The 20,025-nt window shown below is 68.1% G+C and carries 19 protein-coding genes; 7 read left to right on the forward strand and 12 right to left on the reverse strand.

Going from position 1 to position 20,025, the window contains the following annotated elements; all coding sequences use genetic code 11:
• Positions 1-104: 104 nt before the first annotated feature.
• Together JMT67_RS16040 and JMT67_RS16045 are read left to right on the forward strand one after the other, a co-directional pair.
• Positions 105-875, forward strand: a complete 771-nt coding sequence (locus JMT67_RS16040) for an SDR family NAD(P)-dependent oxidoreductase (protein WP_201464177.1) — start codon at positions 105-107, stop codon at positions 873-875.
• Positions 865-1,848 carry a lysophospholipid acyltransferase family protein gene (locus JMT67_RS16045; protein WP_152949703.1) on the forward strand — a complete coding sequence of 328 codons (984 nt, stop codon included), beginning with the start codon at positions 865-867 and terminating at the stop codon, positions 1,846-1,848. Before JMT67_RS16040 ends, JMT67_RS16045 begins: the two co-directional genes overlap by 11 nt.
• Here the strand turns inward: JMT67_RS16045 and JMT67_RS16050 are convergent.
• The 5 genes from JMT67_RS16050 to ileS all read right to left on the reverse strand — a co-directional run bounded on the left by JMT67_RS16050 (position 1,791) and on the right by ileS (position 7,898).
• Positions 1,791-2,300: a response regulator gene (locus JMT67_RS16050; protein WP_054764996.1), complete on the reverse strand. Its 510-nt coding sequence runs from the start codon at positions 2,298-2,300 to the stop codon at positions 1,791-1,793. The two genes, JMT67_RS16045 and JMT67_RS16050, sit on opposite strands and share 58 nt — an antisense overlap.
• Positions 2,301-2,367: 67 nt before the next feature.
• A complete protein-coding gene (locus tag JMT67_RS16055) occupies positions 2,368-3,237 on the reverse strand; it encodes a M23 family metallopeptidase (RefSeq protein ID WP_201464178.1) in 870 nt (289 codons plus the stop codon).
• Positions 3,234-3,431 (reverse strand): DUF2093 domain-containing protein, encoded by a 198-nt coding sequence (locus tag JMT67_RS16060; RefSeq protein WP_054764998.1) that lies wholly within the window; start codon positions 3,429-3,431, stop codon positions 3,234-3,236. Before JMT67_RS16060 ends, JMT67_RS16055 begins: the two co-directional genes overlap by 4 nt.
• Before the next feature lie 46 nt (positions 3,432-3,477).
• On the reverse strand, positions 3,478-4,746 hold the full coding sequence (locus JMT67_RS16065) for a cation:proton antiporter domain-containing protein (RefSeq protein ID WP_201464179.1): 1,269 nt from the start codon (positions 4,744-4,746) through the stop codon (positions 3,478-3,480).
• Between the two features lie 227 nt (positions 4,747-4,973).
• Positions 4,974-7,898, reverse strand: coding sequence for an isoleucine--tRNA ligase (ileS, locus tag JMT67_RS16070; RefSeq protein WP_201464180.1), 2,925 nt, complete (start codon positions 7,896-7,898; stop codon positions 4,974-4,976).
• A gap of 550 nt (positions 7,899-8,448) precedes the next feature.
• On the opposite strand from ileS, the gene JMT67_RS16075 reads away from it, so the two are divergent.
• Complete coding sequence (locus tag JMT67_RS16075) at positions 8,449-9,120, forward strand: hypothetical protein (RefSeq protein WP_054766857.1); 672 nt, start codon at positions 8,449-8,451, stop codon at positions 9,118-9,120.
• 140 nt (positions 9,121-9,260) lie between these two features.
• On the opposite strand, the gene JMT67_RS16080 is transcribed toward JMT67_RS16075, so the two are convergent.
• From JMT67_RS16080 to JMT67_RS16090, 3 genes are all read right to left on the reverse strand, one after another.
• The gene (locus JMT67_RS16080; protein WP_201464181.1) at positions 9,261-12,155 is read right to left on the reverse strand and encodes a M16 family metallopeptidase; all 2,895 of its coding nucleotides are present in this window, start codon (positions 12,153-12,155) and stop codon (positions 9,261-9,263) included.
• 161 nt (positions 12,156-12,316) lie between these two features.
• Positions 12,317-13,039 (reverse strand): anti-sigma factor family protein, encoded by a 723-nt coding sequence (locus JMT67_RS16085; protein WP_201464182.1) that lies wholly within the window; start codon positions 13,037-13,039, stop codon positions 12,317-12,319.
• Positions 13,036-13,539, reverse strand: coding sequence for an RNA polymerase sigma factor (locus tag JMT67_RS16090; protein ID WP_201464183.1), 504 nt, complete (start codon positions 13,537-13,539; stop codon positions 13,036-13,038). Before JMT67_RS16090 ends, JMT67_RS16085 begins: the two co-directional genes overlap by 4 nt.
• 121 nt (positions 13,540-13,660) lie before the next feature.
• Here JMT67_RS16090 and JMT67_RS16095 point away from each other — a divergent pair, with 121 nt between their 5' ends.
• Positions 13,661-14,992 (forward strand): S8 family serine peptidase, encoded by a 1,332-nt coding sequence (locus JMT67_RS16095; RefSeq protein ID WP_201464184.1) that lies wholly within the window; start codon positions 13,661-13,663, stop codon positions 14,990-14,992.
• 86 nt (positions 14,993-15,078) lie between these two features.
• On the forward strand, positions 15,079-15,738 hold the full coding sequence (locus tag JMT67_RS16100; RefSeq protein ID WP_201464185.1) for a hypothetical protein: 660 nt from the start codon (positions 15,079-15,081) through the stop codon (positions 15,736-15,738).
• Between the two features lie 118 nt (positions 15,739-15,856).
• On the opposite strand, the gene hfaD is transcribed toward JMT67_RS16100, so the two are convergent.
• The 3 genes from hfaD to hfaA are packed head-to-tail and all read right to left on the reverse strand — an operon-like array spanning position 15,857 to position 18,355.
• Complete coding sequence (gene hfaD, locus JMT67_RS16105; protein ID WP_233455958.1) at positions 15,857-16,972, reverse strand: holdfast anchor protein HfaD; 1,116 nt, start codon at positions 16,970-16,972, stop codon at positions 15,857-15,859.
• Complete coding sequence (hfaB, locus tag JMT67_RS16110; RefSeq protein WP_201464186.1) at positions 16,899-17,915, reverse strand: holdfast anchoring protein HfaB; 1,017 nt, start codon at positions 17,913-17,915, stop codon at positions 16,899-16,901. The genes hfaD and hfaB overlap by 74 nt, the downstream gene beginning before the upstream one ends.
• Positions 17,912-18,355 (reverse strand): holdfast anchoring protein HfaA, encoded by a 444-nt coding sequence (gene hfaA, locus JMT67_RS16115; RefSeq protein WP_054765008.1) that lies wholly within the window; start codon positions 18,353-18,355, stop codon positions 17,912-17,914. The genes hfaB and hfaA overlap by 4 nt, the downstream gene beginning before the upstream one ends.
• Positions 18,356-18,470: 115 nt before the next feature.
• On the opposite strand from hfaA, the gene JMT67_RS16120 reads away from it, so the two are divergent.
• Complete coding sequence (locus JMT67_RS16120; RefSeq protein ID WP_201464187.1) at positions 18,471-19,184, forward strand: rhomboid family intramembrane serine protease; 714 nt, start codon at positions 18,471-18,473, stop codon at positions 19,182-19,184.
• Positions 19,185-19,275: 91 nt separating this feature from the next.
• On the forward strand, positions 19,276-19,704 hold the full coding sequence (locus JMT67_RS16125) for a CBS domain-containing protein (protein WP_054765009.1): 429 nt from the start codon (positions 19,276-19,278) through the stop codon (positions 19,702-19,704).
• 55 nt (positions 19,705-19,759) lie between these two features.
• Here JMT67_RS16125 and JMT67_RS16355 read toward each other — a convergent pair.
• The coding region (locus JMT67_RS16355; protein WP_233455959.1) for a hypothetical protein at positions 19,760-20,025 on the reverse strand (266 nt) is incomplete at its 5' end.

A 20,025-nucleotide genomic window follows, 5' to 3' on the forward strand; every position in this document is an offset into this window, starting at 1 on the left:
TGGCGGTGGCCACTCCCGGATGGAATCGCCTGAGTATCAGGCTATCAATGGCGTTCGGCTAGAGCCGGGCTGCAAATAACCCGGCGAAACTCAAGGGAAACGCAATGGAACTGTTCGATCTCACCGGCAAGGTCGCCATCATCACCGGCTCATCGCGCGGCATCGGCAAGGCCATAGCCGAGCGTCTGGCCGAACACGGCGCCCGGGTCGTCATATCCTCGCGCAAGGCCGGACCCTGCGATGAGGCCGCCGCCGAGATCAACGCAAAGTACGGAGACGGCCGCGCCATCGCGGTTCCGGCCAACATCGCCTCCAAGGAAGACCTGCAACGGCTGGTCGATGAAACCAACGCCGCCTTCGGCCGAATCGACATCCTGGTCTGCAACGCCGCGACCAATCCCTACGCCGGGCCGATGGCCGGGATCGCCGACGAGCAGTTCGAAAAGATCCTTCAGAACAACGTCATCTCCAACCATTGGCTGATCCAGATGGTCGCCCCACAGATGGTGGAGCGCGAGGACGGCGCCATCCTGGTGATCTCCTCGATCGGGGGCTTGCGCGGCAACGCCCTGATCGGCGCCTACAACATCTCCAAGGCCGCCGACATGCAGCTGGTGCGTAATCTGGCCGTGGAGTGGGGACCGTCCAATGTGCGCGTGAACTGCATCGCGCCGGGCCTGGTCCAGACCGACTTCGCCAAATATCTGTGGGAGAATCCGGAGCTGCTGAAAACCGTCACCGAACCGGCGCCGCTGAAAAGGATCGGCCAGCCCGATGAAATCGCGGGCACGGCGGTCTATCTGTGCAGCCCTGCTTCGGCCTATGTGACCGGACAGACCCTGGTGGTGGACGGCGGATTGACGATTGCCTGGTGAAGACACGCGCGCAGACGGCCCAAGGGGCGGTCGCGCCACAGATTGGAAGCAGGACGTCATCTGGCGCCTGGAGGCCGTCGGCTTTCAGGCCCTGTTCGCCTTCCTGCGCCTTTTGGGCGTCGAGCGGGCCTCGGCCCTGGGGGGCTGGTTGCTGAGGACCCTGGGGCCGCTGACCGGCACGCAGAAGACGGTGATGCGAAATCTGCGCATCGCCTTTCCCGAGATGCCGCCGGATCGTCGCGAGGCCTTGGCGCGCGAACAGTGGGACCGCACGGGCCGCACCTTCGCCGAACTGGCGGTGATGGATCAGCTGACCCCGGCCGGAGGGCGGGTCGAGGTGGTGGGGATGGAGCGGCTGCACGCCCTGCGCGACAGCGGGCGCCCCGCAGTGCTGATCTCGGGCCATCTGGCCAATTTCGAAGTCATGGCGGCGGTCATCATGGCCTCGGGCGTGCCGTGCCAAGTCACCTATCGCGCCGCCAACAATCCCTATGTCGACGCCCAGATCCGCAAGAGCCGAGAGCGTTACGGCATCCGGCTGTTCGCGCCCAAGGGGGACGGGACGCGCGATCTGATGGCCGGGATGAAGCGGGGCGATTCCATCGCCCTGCTGGTCGACCAGAAATACAATCAGGGGCCGGAGGTCGAGTTTTTCGGTCAGCCCGTCAACGCCTCGCCGGGCGCGGCGCGGCTGGCCCTGAAGTTCGGAACCGTGATGCAGCCGCTGTCGGTGGTGCGGCTGCCTGGGGCGCGCTTTCGCGTGACCGCCCATGAGCCGATCACAGTGCGTGAAACCGAAAACAAGGCCGCCGACGTCCTGGCCGGAATCCAGGCCGCCAACCGCTTCGTCGAAGAGCGGGTGCGCGAAGTTCCCGAAGACTGGTTCTGGGTCCACAAACGGTGGCCCGACCGGGTTTACGCCGCGTTGGAAGCGGCCGCCCCGTCGGCGGAGCGGCGGAACGGGCCGCAGTAGTCGTCGGCCTCGCGGCGACGGCGGCAGGGTCCGAAATAGGTGGCGGTCTTCACGAACGGACGGGGTCGGAAGATGACGGCGTTGATCCGGTCCAGAATGGCTTTGGCCGTGATCGGCTTGACCAGAAACTCGGTGACCCCGGCGTCGCGGGCGGCGTAGACGCGGTGCTTCTCGGCATGGCCGCTCATCATGATGATGGGCAGATAGATGTTGGCGCTGTCGGGGCGGTTCCGGACCCGCCGGGTGAACTCGACCCCGTCCATCGGGAACATGTTGTAATCGACCAGAGCCAGGTCGATGGGCTGACGGCGCAAAACCTCGAAGGCTTCCGCCCCGTCGCCGGCCTCATACACCCGGTGGATGTCGGCGGAATGCAGGACGGCCGCTGCGATGGTGCGCATGTGCTGATTGTCATCGACCAGCAGCACATTCAGCGATTGAAGATGCGGCATTCGGCCCCCCGCCTAGCACGAAGGCGCAATATAAGGGATTTCCCTTAGGCAGGCAAGCGGCCGCGAATCAGGCCAGGCGCTCGGGCGGCCGGGCGCCGATCAGAAGCGAGGGTTCCAGGTTGCGGTCGCGCCATTTCAAGCGCCAGCACAGGTGCGGGCCGGTCGCGCGGCCGCTCATGCCGACCCGCCCCATCGGATCGCCGCGACGAACGGTCTGACCGGCCGCGACGTCGATCTGCGACTGGTGAAGATAGGCGCTGATCAGCCCCTGACCATGATCGATCAGGGTCAGACCGCCCTCGAAATGCATGTCGGGCCGGGTGAAGATCACGCGGCCGTCGGCCGGCGCCCGGATGACGGTTCCGATCGGCGCGGCCAGATCGACGCCGTAATGGGACCGCGCGGGCGTGCCGTTCAAAACGCGCTGGGCGCCCCAGGCGCTGGAGACGCGATAGGTCTCCAGCGGCCAGACGAAGCCGTCGCGGAAGTCGTCCGTATCAGCCCGGCTGGCGAAGGCCTCGGTCTTGACCAGGACCTCCTGGCGGATGCGCTCCAGCAGGGCCGGATCGCTGGGCTCGACCGTGGCCGGCGGCAGGCCGTCGATCCGGGTCGAGGGGAAGTCATAGGGGGCCACGGCGATGCGGCGTCGGGTGGATTGCGCGCCGTCGCGAGCTTCGATTTCCACCTCTCCGGCGGCGTCTCGGTCAAAGCCCACGATGAACAGGCCGTCGGCGGAGGCGGTGCTCAGGGCCTCGCCATCCACGAAGATCAGGGCGCGCGGCGCCGTGCGACCCAGGGCGTAGCCGCCCTGTCGCCAGGCGCCGTTCATCGCCAGGGGCAGGGCGGACGGCGTCTCGCCGCGCGCGGCGGCGCCCAGGCCGCGGGGCGTCGCAACCGCAGAGGCCAGGCCCAGCAGCAGCGGCCGGCGGCCGATCATTCAGGCTGCATCCGGGCGATGAACTCGGCCGGGCCGAAATAGGCTTCCTGCCGGCTGGGGCTCCAGTACCGCAGCACCTCCAGGGGAATGGGCTTCTCCGTCACGGCGCAGCGCACGAAACGGCCGGGCTTCAGCACTGCGAACTCCCCGTCGCCGTAGTGAAGCACCGCCTGGGCTGAAAGGGTCTCGTCCATGGCCGCAGTTAACGACGATCCCGAGCGCCCGCCAAGAGGCGTAGGCTCAGGCGGTGGCCGGATTCGATGCGGCCTTTTCCGCCGCGTGGTCGATCGCCGCCTGTTTGGCCTCGGGCGAGCCGGCGACGGGCGGGCGGGGCCGCCCTCCCATCCGATCCGTCAGCAGGAAGACGAAGGGGTTCAGCGAGATCGACAGCAGGGCCGCCGCCAGGATCAGATCGTGGGTCTCTCGGCTCATGGCCCCCAGATAGACGCCCAAGGCCGCCAGGATGAAGGAGAATTCGCCGATCTGGGCCAGGGAGGCCGCGACGGTCAGGCCGGTCGAGCGATCCAGCTTGAAGCCGTGGGTGATGACCAGGGCCGCCAGCGACTTGCCGACGATGACGATGGCCAGGACGCCCAGAACCGCCAGCGGATCGCGCACCAGGATCATCGGGTCAAACAGCATGCCCACCGAGACGAAGAACAGGACGGCGAAGGCGTCCCGCAGGGGCAGGGACCGTTCGGCCGCATTATGCCCAAGGGGAGAGGCGTTCATGACCAGCCCGGCGAGGAAGGCGCCGAGGGCGAACGAATGGAACAGATAATAGGCCAGCCAGGCGATGCCCAGGGCGATCGCCAGGACGCCCAGGGTGAAGAGTTCCCGCGACCGGGTATGGGCGATCCGCACCAGGAGCCAGGGGATCAGACGCCCGCCGACCACCAGCATGCCGGCGACGAACAGGGCCACCTTCAACAGGGTCCAGCCGATGTTCATGCCCAGGGCGCCCAGGTCGGCCTGGGTTCCGGCCGGGACGAGGATCATGGGCAGCATGACCAGGGCGATGACGATCACCATGTCCTCGACGATCAGCCAGCCGACGGCGATCCGCCCGATCTCGCCCTTGACCTGTTTGCGCTCTTCCAGCGCCCGCAGCAGGACGACGGTGGAGGCGACCGAAAGGGAGAAGCCCATCAGCAGGGCCTCGACGTCGCCGAGGCCCAACAAGGTCCGGCCCAGAGCCCAGCCCAGGGCGGTGGCGGCGGCGATCTGGACCAGGGCGCCAGGCACGGCGACCTTGCGCACCTGCATCAAATCCTTGGGCGAAAAATGCAGACCGACTCCAAACATCAGCAGGATGACGCCGATCTCGGCCAACTGGGGCGCCAGTTCCAGATCGGCGACGAACCCCGCCGTATAGGGACCGACGACGATCCCCGCGACCAGATAGCCGACCAGAGGCGACAGCTTCAGACGATTGGCCAACATGCCGAACACAAAGGCGAGGACGAAGCCTCCGACCAGGGTGAGAATCAGGCTGTCGGCATGCGTCATCGGGGCTCCTGCGAAGGGGAAGGGCGCGCTGTACGGAGACGTCGCAGTTGGTGGCCGCAGGCCGCTTTTTCAAGATGACGCAGTGTCGCGTTCAGACCTTCCCGGCGCGCAACGACACGCCTGACGATGAGGGAGGTCTTCTTCCTGAGCGACACTTCCCCCTCCGAGCCTGGTCCGCTGCGCGGACGCCGGCCCACCTCCCCCGCAAGCGGGGGAGGATCTTGAGGTCAGCCCCGCGTCTGGTCCCAGTACCGGACCGCGTCGGCGTCGCGCGCCGACAGGTCGGGATAGTCGGGGTCGGAGCCGACATCCGGCACGCGCCGCCACGAACGGGCGCATTTCGGATACTCGGCCAGGTTCACGGTTACGGCCAGGGCCTCGCCTTCGACCAGTTCCGCGCCAGAGGTGCGGAAAATCTCGGCCGCGTCCAAGCCGTCAAACGGGGCGAAGGTCACGGCCGGGGCCGTTACGGTGGGCCAGGCGTCCAGCGCCCCGCCGATCCGCTTGTCGCGACGGGCGGCCTCCAGGGATTCGTTGACGACTTCCAGGACGGTGTTGATCTTCGCCCACCGAGCCGCCTCGGCCGCATTCTCCCACTCCGCCGGCGTTCCCGGCATCACCCGCAGGCAGTTGCTCCCACCTTCCGGGAACCGCGTGGTCCAGGCCTCTTCCATGGTGAAGGGCGTCAGCGGCGAGAGCCAGGCGGTCAGGCGGGCGAACACCTCGTCCATCACCGTGCGACAGGCCCGGCGGCGCAGGGCGTCGGGGCGGTCGCAGTACAGGCTGTCCTTCCTGATGTCGAAATACAGGGCCGACAGGTCGTTGGAGCAGAACTCCAGCACGGGGCGCACCACGTCCTGGAATCGGTATTCGGCGTAGGCCTGGCGCACATGGGCGTCCAGCTCCCACAGGCGGTGCAGGATGAACGTCTCCAGCGGCGGGAACTGGTCGTAGTCGGTCAGCCGCTCGGCCTCGTCGAAGTCGGCCAAGGCGCCCAGCAGATAGCGGACCGTGTTCCTCAGCTTGCGATAGGCGTCGACCGTGGTCTGCAGGATCTGTTTGCCGATCCGCTGATCCTCGGAATAGTCGACCAGAGCCACCCACAGGCGCAGGATGTCGGCGCCGCTCTCCTTGATGATGGTCAGGGGATCGGTCGTATTGCCCTTGGACTTGGACATCTTCTCCCCCTTCTCGTCGAGGGTGAAGCCGTGGGTCAGGACCGCCTTGAACGGGGCGCGGCCACGGGTGCCGCAACCTTCCAGCAGCGACGACTGGAACCAGCCGCGGTGCTGGTCCGACCCTTCCAGATAGAGGTCGGCCGGCCAATGCGCCGGGCGGTCGCCCGTATAGCCGTGCTCGGGCAGGCGCGGATCCAGGGTGAAGGCGTGGGTCGAACCGGAGTCGAACCAGACGTCCAGAATGTCCTCGACCTTTTCGTAGCGGGCCGGGTCGTGAGCGCCCAGGAAGTCGCTGTCCGGCGCGGTGAACCAGATGTCGGCGCCGTGTTCGGCCACGGCCTTGACGATCCGGGCGTCGACCTCGGGATCATGCAGGGGCTGGCCGGTCTGTTTGTCGATGAACATGGCGAGCGGCGTGCCCCAGGCGCGCTGGCGGCTGACCAGCCAGTCGGGACGCCCCTCGACCATCGACCGGATGCGGTTCTTGCCCGCCGCCGGGTGGAAGGCGGTGTCGTCGATGGCGTTCAACGCCGTTTCGCGCAGGGTGTCGCCGCTCTTCAAGGGCTGGTCCATGCGGATGAACCACTGCGGCGTATTGCGGAAGATGATCGGCGCCTTGGACCGCCAGGAGTGCGGATAGGAATGCTCCAGCCGCCCGCGCGCCAAGAGATTGCCGGCCTCGATCAGCTTCTCCATCACCGCCCCGTTGGCGGGACCGAACTTGCCGGTCTTCTTGCCCTCGGTCTCCAGAACCTTCAGCCCGGCGAACAGGGGGACGGTGGGATAATAGGCGCCGTCCGGATCGACCGTGTCCGGCACCTCGTGATGACCGTGGGCCTTCCACACCTCGAAGTCGTCGGCGCCGTGGCCCGGCGCCGTGTGGACAAAGCCCGTACCGGCGTCGTCGGTCACATGGTCGCCGGCCAGCAGGGGCACGGAGAAGCCGTAGCCGCTGTCGAGCGCGGCCAGCGGGTGGGCGCATTCCAGGCCCGATGGATTGATGTCGTAGACGCGGGTCCAGGCGGCGATCTTGGCGGCCTTGAACACGTCTTCCGCCAGCTTGTCGGCGACGATCAGACGGTCGCCCGGCTTGGCCCAGGGCGCGAACTCCAGACCCTCTTCCATGGCCGTGACCTCGTACAGGCCGTAGGCGATCTCGGGGCCGTAGCTGATCGCGCGGTTGGCCGGGATGGTCCAGGGGGTGGTGGTCCAGATCACGACCGAGGGCGTGCCGCTGCGGAAGGACAAGAGGTCGTCGGGATGGTCGTCGGATGCGCCCGTGACCGGGAACTTGACCCAGATCGTCGGCGACACATGGTCATGGTACTCGATCTCGGCGTCAGCCAGGGCGGTGCGCTCGACCGGCGACCACATGACGGGCTTGGAGCCGCGATACAGCTGGCCCGAGTTCTTGAACTTGTGGAATTCGGCGACGATGGCCGCTTCCGACTTGAAGTCCATGGTGGCGTAGCGGTTGGCGAAGTCGCCGACCGCGCCCAGGCGCAGGAACTGGTCGCGCTGCAGGTCGATGTATTTGCCGGCGTAGTCGCGGCAGGCGGCGCGGAACTCGTCCTTGGACACCTCGTCCTTGCGGCGGCCCTTGGCGCGGAACTGTTCCTCGATCTTCCACTCGATCGGCAGGCCGTGGCAGTCCCAGCCGGGGACGTAGTCGACGTCATAGCCCAGCAGGAAACGGCTGCGGACCACGAAGTCCTTCAACGTCTTGTTCAGCGCATGGCCGATGTGGATGTCGCCGTTGGCGTAGGGAGGGCCGTCGTGCAGGACGAACAGGGGCGCGTTCTGCTTCTGCCGCTCGGCGCGCAGGGCGCCGTACAGGTCGCCCCACTGCTCCAGGATCGCCGGCTCCTTCTGCGGCAGGCCGCCGCGCATGGGGAAGGGCGTCTCGGGCAGGAAGACGGTGTCGCGATAGTCGCGGCCGGAGGGGGTGTCGGTGGTGTCGGTGGCGTCGGCCATGGGTCGTCTCGGCGTCGTGGGGTGAGCGTTCGCTGTCTTCGTTCGCCCTATCGCGCTTCGCGCTGCTTGAGGGCGGGTTCACCCTCTAGGGGCGGTCGTTCCCGGCGTGCACGGGGCCAAGGGCCCAGAGGCGCTACGCCGGGCGGCTAATCGAAATCAGGCGAATGAGGACGCGGACGGTCATTGTGGAGGCGGTCTAGCAGACGGATGCGGCATTGCGCCATCCCGAACACCGCCGCGTCTCAACGGAAACGAAAGGCTTTTGCCGTCTTGGTTAAGTTTGGATCGTCCGGAAGTCTGTTCGGGCGAGATGAGAATTCGTTCGGGAGTCCCGCCGATGCGGCAGCGGATCAGGAATTGATGCTGGGTCTGGCGGCCGGCGCGGCCATGCTGGGCGTCGCCGGCGCGGCTGCCGCCCAGAGCTGCGGCCAACCGGCCTGCGAGCCGCCGCCGCCGCCCTGCTGCGAGCCGCCGCCGCCCCCGCCCTCTTGCGGAGACGGCGGTTCCTGCGGCGGGGGGGGGCCACTGGTCGTCCAACACCAATGTCAATGTGAACGTCAATGTGAACGCCGGTGCGTCCGCCAACGCCGGCGCCAACGCAAACGCTGGCGCCCGGGCCTATATCAACGCCCGGGCCGGCGGCTTTGCGGGCGGTTACGGCTACGGTGGGGGCGGCGGTGCGGCTTATGTGACCGTGGACCAACCCTATCCGACCACCATTCAGGGCCTGGCCGTCGAGGGTCTGGCCCAGACGGTGCGGACGCCCTTCACCGCCTATCGCCGGATGATGAAGCGCGTGGTGATCCAGGCCGTCTGTATCGACGATCGCCAGGTGCCGCATCCCGCCTCTCAGGTGAAGCCGGACCGCGAGATCGCCGACGGCTATGAGGGCGAAATCTACCGCTGCCTGGCCGGCACCTGGCTTCAGGCGACGATCGCGGACTATGAGGGTGAGATCAAATTCGACCACGGCACGACCCTGACCTGCAACAAGCACGAGGCCCTGTGGTTCGGCGGCGAAGGTCGGCTGGAATGCCGCCCCGAAAAGCCCGAGCGTGACTGCAACGAGCGCTCCCTGCTGCGTCGCTACGGCGCCGGGGTGAAGATCCTGACCATGTACCGGGAAGAGGAATACACCGAATACCGCGAAGAGGTGCAGAGCGCGACGGTCGTCACCGGCGCCATCACCCTGGACGGCGGCGTCGGCGGCCGGGTCTTCTGAACCGGGGCTGACACGCCCCGTTCAGCCTCGGCTCAGGCGCCGCGTGCGAGATATGGGGGCGTCGACGTCTCCGTCGATGATCCTGAAAACTGCCCTGGAAAGGGCTCGGCCCCGGCTCTTTCGAACCGGGGCCGTTTTTCTTACTGGGCCAGCTTGTCCGAGACGACCTCGGCGCGCCAGGCCGTGTCCGGCTTCAGATAATGCTGCGCCAGCCGTTGCAGGTCGGCCGCTGTGACGGCTTCCAGTACCGCGATATTGTTGCGGGTCTGGTCCAGCGAGGCGGGGTCCGACTGGGCCTCGGACAACTGGGTCAGCCAATAGCCGTTGTCGGCCATGCTGCGGCGCAGACGCTCCAGCGCCGGGCGGCGGGCGCGGTTCAGTTCGTCCTCACCGATCGGATTGTCGCGCAGATCGGCGGCGATGGCGTCAACGGCGGTGAACAGTTTCGGCAGGGACTCCGGCGCCGTCTCGGCCGCCACGACCATATAGCCGTAGCCGGGGAAGACGTCGGAGGTGCTGGAGCCGGCGTTGGGCGAATAGGCCAGACCCTGCTTCTCGCGGATGTCTTCGTTGAGCCGCAGCTGCAGCACCGCCGACAGCAGGGACAGCTGACGCGAGGTGGTGCGGTCGCCGATCTGGTCCGTCGTCGGCCAGGCCACGACGCCCAGGGCCTGTTCGGCCTGGCCGGTGTGGGTCAGCCGGACCGGGGTCGCCGTGGGCGCGGGGAAGCGCCGTTCGGCCGAACCGGCCGGCGGCGTCGGCGCCGCGCCGCGGGCGGGCAGGGCGCCGAAGGTCGAGCCCACGGCCGCGATCACCGCATCCACGTCCACATCGCCGACGACGGTGATCTCGACCGGGCCGGAGGCCAGGGCGGCCTTGATCTGCTCGCGCAGCGGCTCGATCTGAACCGACTGGAACTCCTCGACCGTCGGCGTGGCGGCGCGCTTGTCGCCCCCGGCCAGGATCGCGCCGCCCTTCACCGCAAAGGCGCCGCCGGGGGTGGCCGTCAGTTGCTCCAGGGTTTGGGGATAGGCCGCCTGGGCGCGCTGCAGCGGGGCGGGGCGCAGGCCCGGATCGGTCAGGAAGGCGGTCAGCACCTGAAGCTCCAGCGCCAGATCTTCAGGCCGGGTCGAGCCGCTGAAGACATAGCCGTCCTCGCCCTGGCTGACCGAGGTGTTGATCACATGACCCGCCAGGACCCGATCCGCCTCATCCACCGTCAGCTTGCCCAGGCCCCCGGCGTTCAGCACCGTATCGGCCAGGGACAGGGGCGAGAAGCGGTCTGTCGGCAGGCCCAGCGAGCCGATGCCGGTCTTGGCCCTGATCAGAATCTGATCGTCGCGGAAGTCGGTCTTCTTGATGTTCAGCAGCGTGCCGTTGGGGAAGCGCACCAGCACGGCCCCCAGGTCCGACACCTCAGTGCGCGACGACGGGGTCGCCGCCGCGCCGAAGTCGGCGTAGGGCCATTCCAGGGCCGCCTGATCGGCCGGAGCCGCCACAGGAACCTGACGCGACGCTTCCAGGGCGGCCGTGACGGCGGCCTCGCCGCCCTCGACCGGGACCGGACTGGTGAAGAGCACCAGCGGCCCCTGGCCTTCGAATACAGGTCGGACGGCGGCGTCTACCTGTTCAGGCGTCAGATCGGCGACGATCCGTTCGAACTGGTCCAGACTCTGCTGGGGCGCGGTGAAGACCGTATCGCTGTTGACGGCGTTCAGCAGGGCGCCGGCCAGGGCGGGGGTGGAGCGGGTCGCTGCGGTGGCGACGGCGTTCTGCAACGAGGTGCGGTATTCGGTGATCTCGCGCTGAAGTTCAGGCGCGGTCACACCGTATTGGGTCAGGCGGCGCGCCTCCTGTTCGACCGTCTCCAGGGCCCGCTTCCACTGGCCGGGGGTGAAGCTGACCGACAGGACGCCCGCGTCCAGGCTGTCGAACAGCGACTGATAGCCGGCGCCGGCGCCCAGGAAGGGCGGATTGTCGGCCCGCGCCATCTCGCCCAGCCGCCGGTTCAGCACGGCTAAGCCCAGGCTGCGGCGAATGTCCTCGGCCCGTTCGTTGAAGGTGTCGGGATCCAGATCCGGCGCCTTGATCCAGTTGATCTGGATCGACGACTGTACGCCCGGCTCCACAATGATGCTGGTCTGGGGCTGGCGCGGCTGCACCTGACCAAGGTCGGGCTCCGCGCCGTCGGCGGCCTTGGGCGTCCAGTCGGCGAAGGCGCCGCGCACCTTGGCCTCCATGGCGTCCAGGTCGAAGTCGCCCACGGCGATGAAGGTCGCCCGCGACGGGCGATAGTAGGCGTCATAGAAGTCCACGAAGCGCTCGCGCGGCGCGGTGCGGATCACCTCCAGGTCGCCGATCGGCAGACGTTGCGACAGGCGCTGACCGGGCGCCAGCAGGGCCAGCTGGGTCTTCAGCACCCGCATCTGCGGGCTGTTGCGGCTGCGTTCCTCGCCCTCGATCACGCCGCGCTCGGCGTCGATGGACTCCGGCGCCATCAGGGCGTCGCCCATCATCTGTCGCATGACCCGCAGCGACGTATCGACCGTCTCGTCCTGGGTGTTGGGCAGCTCCAACATATAGGCGGTCTGGTCGAAGCTGGTGAAGGCGTTGGTGTCGGCGCCGAAGGCCAGGCCCAGCCGCTCCAGAATCCGCAGCATCTCGTTCTCGGGGATGTCCTTGGTCCCGTTGAAGGCCATATGCTCCATGAAGTGGGCCAGCCCCTTCTGGTCGTCCCGCTCCATCAGCGAGCCCGCGTCGATCCGCAGCCGGAACGAGGCCTGACCCGGCGGGGTGGCGTTGCGCATCAGGGCGTAGCGCATGCCGTTGGGCAAAAGGCCGTACCGCACCGCCGGATCGGCCGGAACATCGCTGGCCGTCTGGGCCCAGGGGTCGGACGGGGGAACCTGGCCCCCAACCTGTGCCCCGGCCTGAACGGCGGCGGGCGCAAAGGCCAGGGCCGGTGCATTGAACGCCCCCACCGACAAAGCCAACCCGGAGGCTGCCAGCAGCAGCAGACGACGCGCAGAACGCATGAACTCACTCCCAACGCCGCAACCCCCGACGGAGCGGCTTTTGTCCGCAGTAGGGGAGCGTGGGGGCGAGGGCAAGGCGACCTTTTGCACCGCCCGACGCCCCCTCCGGGGTCGAAGGCGCTTTGCAAGCGGTGAATTTGAAGAGGGAATCCGTTCGCGGACTAGCGCCAGCCTTCGTCGCGGGCGCGCGCCTCAGTGACGGCGTCGGCGGAGGGACCGGCGATCAGGGCATCGACCGCGCCAAGGACCGCGGCGGGGGTGTCGGACGAGGCCGTGCGGACTTCGCCGGTTGGACTCGACAGGGGCGCCAGGGCCTGGACGGTCCAGCCGTCCGACCGGCGACAGGCCAGGCCCGCCAGCCCGTCGTCTCGAGCCTGGAACGTGCGGCACCAGCGGCCCTCGCCGTCCTGGAAGGTCAGACCGACGGCCCGACCGGCGTTGTCCGCCCCCTCTGACGCGAGGCGGCGATCCAAGACCTTGACCAGATCCCTGTCGGCAAGGACGCCGTCCTCGGCGACACGGATGCCGGAGCCGCTGTTCATGCCCGGCCCTATCAGCACCCCGGCGACGAAGGCCGCCGCAGCCAGCCCGCCCCAGATCGGCGCCTGGCGCGGCGCGAGGGCTTGGGACAACCAGGCTTTCAAACCCGCCAACGGCGCTGCGCGGACGTGGCCGCCATTGGCGATCAGGCGCGACAGATCACGGTCGCGGGGATCGACCTGGACCAGAAAGGCCGCCTGCGTCGCCGCGCGCAACCGTCGCGCCGTCGCCATCCGTTCGGCCAGGGCGGAGTCGGTCCGGGCCGCCGCTTCCAGCCGTGCGACCGCATCGGGCGCCAGTTCGCCGTCGGTCCAACGCATCAGGGTTTCATCGTCGATGTTCATCCCGTCACTCCCTGCTCGGCCAACGTCTGCATCAAGGTCTGACGGCCGCGCACCAGACGGCTGGTCAGGGTGCCGGCGGGCACGCCCAGAACCTGGGCCGCCTCGGCGTAGGACAGGCCCTCGACCAGGACGAGGGCGACCGCATGTTTCTGATCCTCGGGCAGGGCGTGGATGGCGTCGCGCACCAGCCGTGCGTCGGCGCGCAGACCTTCGTCCGCCTGGGCGGCGTCGGGCACACGGGCCGTGGCCTCGTCCTCGGGCGTCAGGACCCGGCCCCAGCGCTGGCGTGCGCGACCGTCGTCTATGGCGATCCGTCTCATGATGGTGAAGGTCCAACTGTCCAGCCGCGTGCCGGTCTTGAAACCGCGCCGCGACGCCAGGGCGCGTTCCACCGTCTGTTGCACCAAATCCTGCGCGTCTGCGTCGTGGGGGCGGAGGATGCGGGCGAATCGGCGCAGGCGCGGCAGAAGCTCCACCAGCCCCCTCTGAAAATCGTCCACGTGTCGTCCTTTTCCATGCGGATGAAACGAATGAGCCCAAGCGTTTCATCCATGGCATATCGAGAACGGAACGCAGCGTGAGGCAAGGGCGAACTGGCGTGGGCGGTCGAAGGAGCCGACGATGAGATGGACATGGACCTCCGCCTGGGCCGGCCTGGCGGCGCTGCTGCTGGTGTCGCTGGCTGCGGGCACGCCGGCACGGGCACAGATCGGATCGCTGCCCGTTCCCAGCCTTCCGGGATCGGGGCAGGGTCTGCCGGATCGCCTGCCTGACCGTTTGACGGAGGGACTACCGGGTCTGGATGACATTGATCGCATGGGCCGCCAGGCGGTCGAGGACGCCTTGAGGGCGCCGTCGCGTCTGGCGCAACTGGTGCGGCGGTCCAATGGGGCGCTGGAGGCCGACCCTCAGGGCTGGCCTGTGGTGCGCGGCGAGATCGTGGCCCTGGACCTGTCGCCCGCCGCCCGCGACCAGGCGATGAGGGCGGGGTTTACGCTGCTGCGGGAGGAGCGGCTGGACGCTTTGGACCTGTCCAGTGTCATTCTGGCCCCGCCGCGGGGTCTGGCCTTGGCGCGGGCCGTCGCGCAACTGAAGCGACTGGACCCGCAGGCGGAGATCACCTTCAATCATGTCCATGACCTCGCCGGCGCCGTGCCGTCGGCGGAGACCGGACTGGTGGGTCTATCCTCCAACGGTCGTAGAGAGACAGGCCCCACGCTCGGCTTGATCGACACGGGCGTCGAGGCCACCCATCCCGCCCTGGCCGGGGCGCAGATCGTGCAGCGAGGTTTCGCCGGCCCTCCGCGTATGGGCGCCCATGGGTTGGCGGTCGCCTCCCTGATGGTCGGCCGCGCCGGCCCATTCGCCGGCGGCGCGCCGGGCGCCGATCTGCGCGTCGCAGACATCTATGGTGGACAAGCGGCGAACGGCTCATCGACCGCCCTGGCCCAGGCTCTGGCATGGATGGTCGAGCAAAGAGTGTCGGTAGTGAACATCAGCCTGGTCGGCCCGCGCAACGCTCTAGTCGAACGCGCGATTCAGCGGGCCCAAGCCCGTGGCCTGACCGTGGTGGCCGCTGTCGGCAACGACGGCCCGGCCGCCCCGGCCCTCTATCCCGCCGCCTACGACGGGGTGGTCGGCGTGACCGCCGTGAACGCCCGCAACCAGGTTCTGCCGGAGGCCGCGCGCGGCCCTCAGGTGGCCTTCGCCGCGCCCGGCGCCGATATGGCCGCTGCGGCTCCGGGCGGTGGGTGGACCAGCGTGCGGGGAACTTCCTTCGCCGCGCCGATCGTGGCTGGACTTCTGGCGCGCCAGGGCCAGGCCGCCTTGGGACGTAGCGCCGAGGATCTGGGCGCGCGGGGCCGCGACCCGATTTATGGCCAAGGACTGGTCGGCGTCGCTTCGCGCGTTTCGCCACAGACCATGGGCGCGCCCGGGCGGCTGGCTCGGTAAAAATTCGAGCGGTCGGGATGAAACCTCGACGGCCGGTCGTTGGATCCTGTGAGGGCGAGATGCCCGAGACATGCAGGAGATTGACCATGAAGAAGACCCTGATGACCGCGACCGTCGCTTTTGGCCTGGCTCTGGCCGGTGCATCGCAAGCCCAGGTTCTGGGCGGTTCCGGCGGCTTGACCGGTGGTTTGACCGGCGGGCTCGGAGGCCCGGTCGGGAGCATGATGGGCGGCCAGATCGGCGGCTCCGGGTCCCTGGCCGGCAGCGTATCCGGTGCGGTGGACGGTTCGCGCATCCGTGACGGCGTCACCTCGACCACCGATCAGACCCTGACCCGCGCGGAACGTCGCGCTCAGCAGGCCCAGGCCCGCGCCGCCGCAGCCGCCGAGCGCGCGCTCGCTCGGGCCGAGGACGCAGCCGTCACGGCTGGAAACCGCGTCGCTTCTACCGCTGCCGCCGCCCAAGGCCAGGCCCAGGGTGCGTTGAACGGAACCGTCAACGGCGCCGCCAACGCTGCGGGCTCCATTGAAGGCGAAGGCCAGGCCCAGGGGTCGGGTCTGGTGAATAGCGCCCTGTCCAGCAGAGGCGGTTCGGTCAGCGGCTCCTCATCGGGTTCGGGTCAAACCCAAACCCCCACGCACCGCGCCTCCGCCAACGCCGGCGTCAACGGATCGGCGTCCGCGGACCGCAACGGCGCAGCCGTCTCGGCCGGCGTTTCCGCCAGCGGCGGCGCCCGGCCCCACTAAGCTTGGCCGCTGATAGATATTAAGGAGGGCCCCGTCGTTCACGGCGGGGCCTTTCGGCAAAAGGGGCGCGCTGGGCGAGATATCGCGGCGGCTGCGTCTCTCGGCGGACCTTACTCCCTCAGCCGCCCGGCCGGCTGACATAGAAGGTGGCGCTGTTGCCGACGGCGGTGGCGCCGACCACCGCGGCGCGGCCGGACCCGATGGTGGCGTTGATCGTGGCCGTGACATTGGCGTCGTTGGTCTGGCTGTTGGTCACATGGACCTCGCCGCCGCATTGCGAGCAGGCGGAACCGGTCACGCTGTTGCCCACGGCCTCGGCGCCGACATAGGCGTCATAGCCGCTGACGCCCGCATAGGTCGCGGTCGCCTCGACCCCGCCGGTGTTCAGCTGGGTGTTGTCCAGCTCCAGATATATGTCCTGGTTGCCGGCGACGGTCTCGTTGGCGACGGCGCGGGCGGCGACTGTGGTCTGGCCCTGCAAATTGGTCTGGGCGCGGGCCGCTGCGCGGACACGGCCCTGGTTGGTCTGGTCACTCGTCGCGACCAGAGAGCCGCCGGCGTTCGACAGGACGATCCGGTTGCCCCCGGCGCCGGCCCGGGCGGCCAGGTTCCAGGCGTTGTCGACATAGACGTCGGTGCGGGCCTCGATGGTCGAGGGGGCGTTGGTCTGGCGCACCGTCAAATCCTGATGCGAGGCGCCGTTGGTCGAGGCCTGGACCAGGTTGGCCGCCGCATGGGCGGAAAAGTCGGCGGGGGCGGGGATGTATTGAATATCGGCGACGGTCTCGGCCAGGACGGGGGTCTGGGCTGACTGGTCGAGGGCGCCGGTGATCGAGGCGGACGATCCGCTGAGCGCGATCCGATTGGCCGCCGCCGTGGTGGCGACGGCGGCGCCGTCTTCGATATGGGCGGTCGGCGCCCGCACTGCGGTGCGGGCCGTGACGGACGGACCCGTCATGGTCTGACGCGCGGTCAGATCGGCGGCCGCCTGATCGACGCCTCCGACCAGAAGATTGCCCGCAACGTCATTGGTCACCTGAAGTTGGCCCACGGCGACGTCCAGGTTCACCGCGCCGGTGACCTCGCCGGTCATCGTCTGGGTGCTGGTGCAGGTGGAGCCGGTCTGGGCGTCGCAGACCGGCGCTTGCTGGGCTCTCGTCTCAGTAGCGAGAGCGGCGAACGTCGCCGTCGCGGCGATCATGCCAGCGAGACGGATCGGCGCGGGTCTGGCCATTGTTCGTCTCCGTAGTGGGATAGGCCGGGTAATAGCCGCCGGTGGGACCGACGGTGGAATCGCCGAGCGGGTCGTTGGCGGCGTTGAGGCAGATTTCGGGGCCGGGGGCGCCGTAAAGATTGGCCATGAACTCGACCGTGGCCCGTTCGACCAGGGCGCGGACGGCCAGTTGCACCGGCTCCATCCCGCCGGACCCGGCCGAGATGTCGAAGACATTGCCGTTCAGGAAGTCGAACACGCCCGCCGAGATCTCGCGGCCGATGATTTGCTTTTGATAGGAGACCACGTCCACGACCTCCAGGGTCGTGGTCTGAACCAGCCGCAGATCCATGGCGATGTTCATCACATAGGTGCGGTGGGTGGCGATGCCGGAATCGGGCCGGTCGCTGTCCACCTCGCCCACGGCGGCGTCGAATCCGCCCGAGCGGATGTTGTAGTTCACCTCGGTGATGCCGCCGACGATGTAGAAGTCCGAGCCCGGCACCTGGCCGGCCAGGATGCGGCGGTACTGGGTGTCTTCCGGCCCCTGGGCGCTGGGCGTGCTGTCGCCGATCAGCTTGTTGTTGGCGTAGCGCAGCTCAAGCTCCGACACCGAGGTGTCGTAACGTTCGACGATCCGCGCGCCGGCCTTGGCGAGGGCCGAGTTGGCCATCAGCGAGGCGCCGCCGGTGATCTGGCGCCCGCCGTCGGAGGAGACGGTGCCCGTATAGTCGCTGATCCGCCCCACGGCCATGCGCGGCGAGGGCAGATTATAGCGGCGGGCGTAGTCGGCCAGGCAGTAGAGGGCGGTCGAATAGGGGGTTGGGTTGGCGGTGACCGGCGCATTGCCGATCGGCGTCGCATACTGGCCCGACGGCCCTGCGACCGGACTGACGCAGCCGGCCAGCAGCAGGGCGGCCGCAATCGACGCAGCGCCGGTGCGAATGAAGACAGGTCGGCTCATGGCAGGGTGAGGCTTCCGTTCAGAGCCGTGCCGGCGGTGACGTCGCCGTTGTTGGTCTGTTTCGAATTGACGATGACGGTGTTGTGGCTGCCCTGAACCACCACATTCAGTTGATTGCCGACGGCGGTCGAGCCGCCGATGGCCGCGCCCCCGCTGCTCGATGCGCCGGCGCCGGCATAGGCCGAGGCTACGCCGCCGGATTGGCTGGAATAGGAGGAGGCGCCGGACTGGATCAGACCGTTGACGATGATGCGGTTGCCGTTGGCGTCGCGTGTCGAGCCGGTCGCGGCGGCCTGGGTGGCGCTTCGCGCCGCCCCATAGCCTTGTTGAAAGCGCGCTGCGCCGGCCGAGCCCGTGGTCTGGGCGGCCGCCAGCGTCGGGACCGCCAGGACGACCGCAAGCGCCATCGTCAGGGGGGCGATCGGCCTCTGGACCGGCATGGGGACTCCTTGCGCGTCGACGAACCAAGGGATCGAACCGCGATCCACCCGCTAAACTGGGTTAAGGTTATTAAGAAGCGCTTGAGATCGGCGAAATCGTCACCCATTGAAAACCATGTCCGAACCTGACGATCGATTCGACGGCCCCCCGCATTCAGATCCGCCCAAATCAGAGGCTGTATTCAACGCGCCCCTGTCGGTGGTCGTGGTCGCCCTGTCCATGCCGGTGCTGTTCTTCTTTCAGCGCCAATTGCCCGACATGGGCGCCAGCATGGCCTTTGCGCCGATAGATCTGCAGGACGGCCGTTGGGGCGGGCTGTTCACCGCCATGCTGCTGCACGGTGGATGGGCCCACGCCCTGATGAATGCGGTCGGCGCCCTGGCCTTCGGCGCGCCGGTCGCGCGGCTTTTTGGCGAACGCTTCGGATCGAGCGTCTTTCTGCTCTTCTATATAGGGTGTGGCGTCATCGCGGCCCTGGGCTACGGGCTGGTGCATTGGGGATCTTCCGATCCGATGGTGGGAGCGTCGGGCGCCGTCTTTGGGCTGATCGGCGGGGCGACCCGACTGATGGGAGCGCCACAGGGCTGGAGGGGCGGCAGAGTCCTCAGCCTGTTGGACCGGCGTGTGATCGCGGCTTCCATCGTCTGGATGGCGGTCAACGCCGTGACCGGCCTGATCGGCTATGCCCCCGGCGCCGACGGCGCGCGAATCGCCTGGGAGGCCCATGCCTTCGGCTTCTTGGCCGGGCTGCTCGCGATCGGCCCCCTGGGACGCGCTTTCGGAACGACGTCGCAGGCGGGACGCTCAGGCGCCGATTCGGCCATTTGATTCCCCGGCGTCCCTGAGCGATCATCGGTCCGAGCGGCCCTGTCGCCATCCCGGCCCTGCGGTCGTCTCCTAACAGAGAGAAGGAGCCGCGATGTTCGTCGCCGAGATCCTCAAGACCAAGGGAAACGCCGTCTATTCCATTACCGCCGATGTGACGGTGGCCCAGGCGTGTCAGGCGCTGGACGCCAAACGCGTAGGCGCTCTGGTGGTCCAGAACGGAGACGCCGTCGTGGGCGTCTTTTCGGAACGGGATGTGGTCAAGGCCGTGGCGGCCGACGGGCCGAAGGCCCTCGCGCGCGCCGTTCAGGACTATATGACCGCCAAGGTCATCTTCGCCCAGCCGCGCGAGAGCCTGTCGACCGTCATGAGTCGGATGACGGACCGGCGGATCCGCCATCTGCCGGTCCTGGACGGAGAGACCCTGGTCGGCGTCGTCTCGATCGGCGACCTCGTCAAACGCCAGATCGAAGAACACGCCCGCGAGGCCGAAAGCCTCAAGACCTATATAGCGGCGGGCTGAGCGGCGGGGCTGCGGCTCGACCGACCGAGAGTCGGTGAGAATCTTTCCTCCGCCTTCAGAATCTGGTTGCGGTGTAAAATGGTGGCCCGTATAGGGCTGCCTCGCTCGGAGACGGGCCGGCCTTTGAGGCTTTTGGGACTTTGGTTTCGGGAGTTTTGGGGGAGTTGAGGGGTTGAAAAACTTCTTGCTTTCCAGGGTTGGTTTCAATAGGTTCCGCGCTCCAATCGAATCGCCGAACGGTTAAGAGGAAGGCCTCTTGGTTTTCCTTGCGGTGGTTTTTTGTGGTTTTGAGGCCTTGGTCTTGGATCTGCAAAATCTCTG

The sequence above is a fragment of the Brevundimonas aurantiaca genome (genome assembly GCF_904830995.1).
Lineage (GTDB): Bacteria > Pseudomonadota > Alphaproteobacteria > Caulobacterales > Caulobacteraceae > Brevundimonas > Brevundimonas aurantiaca.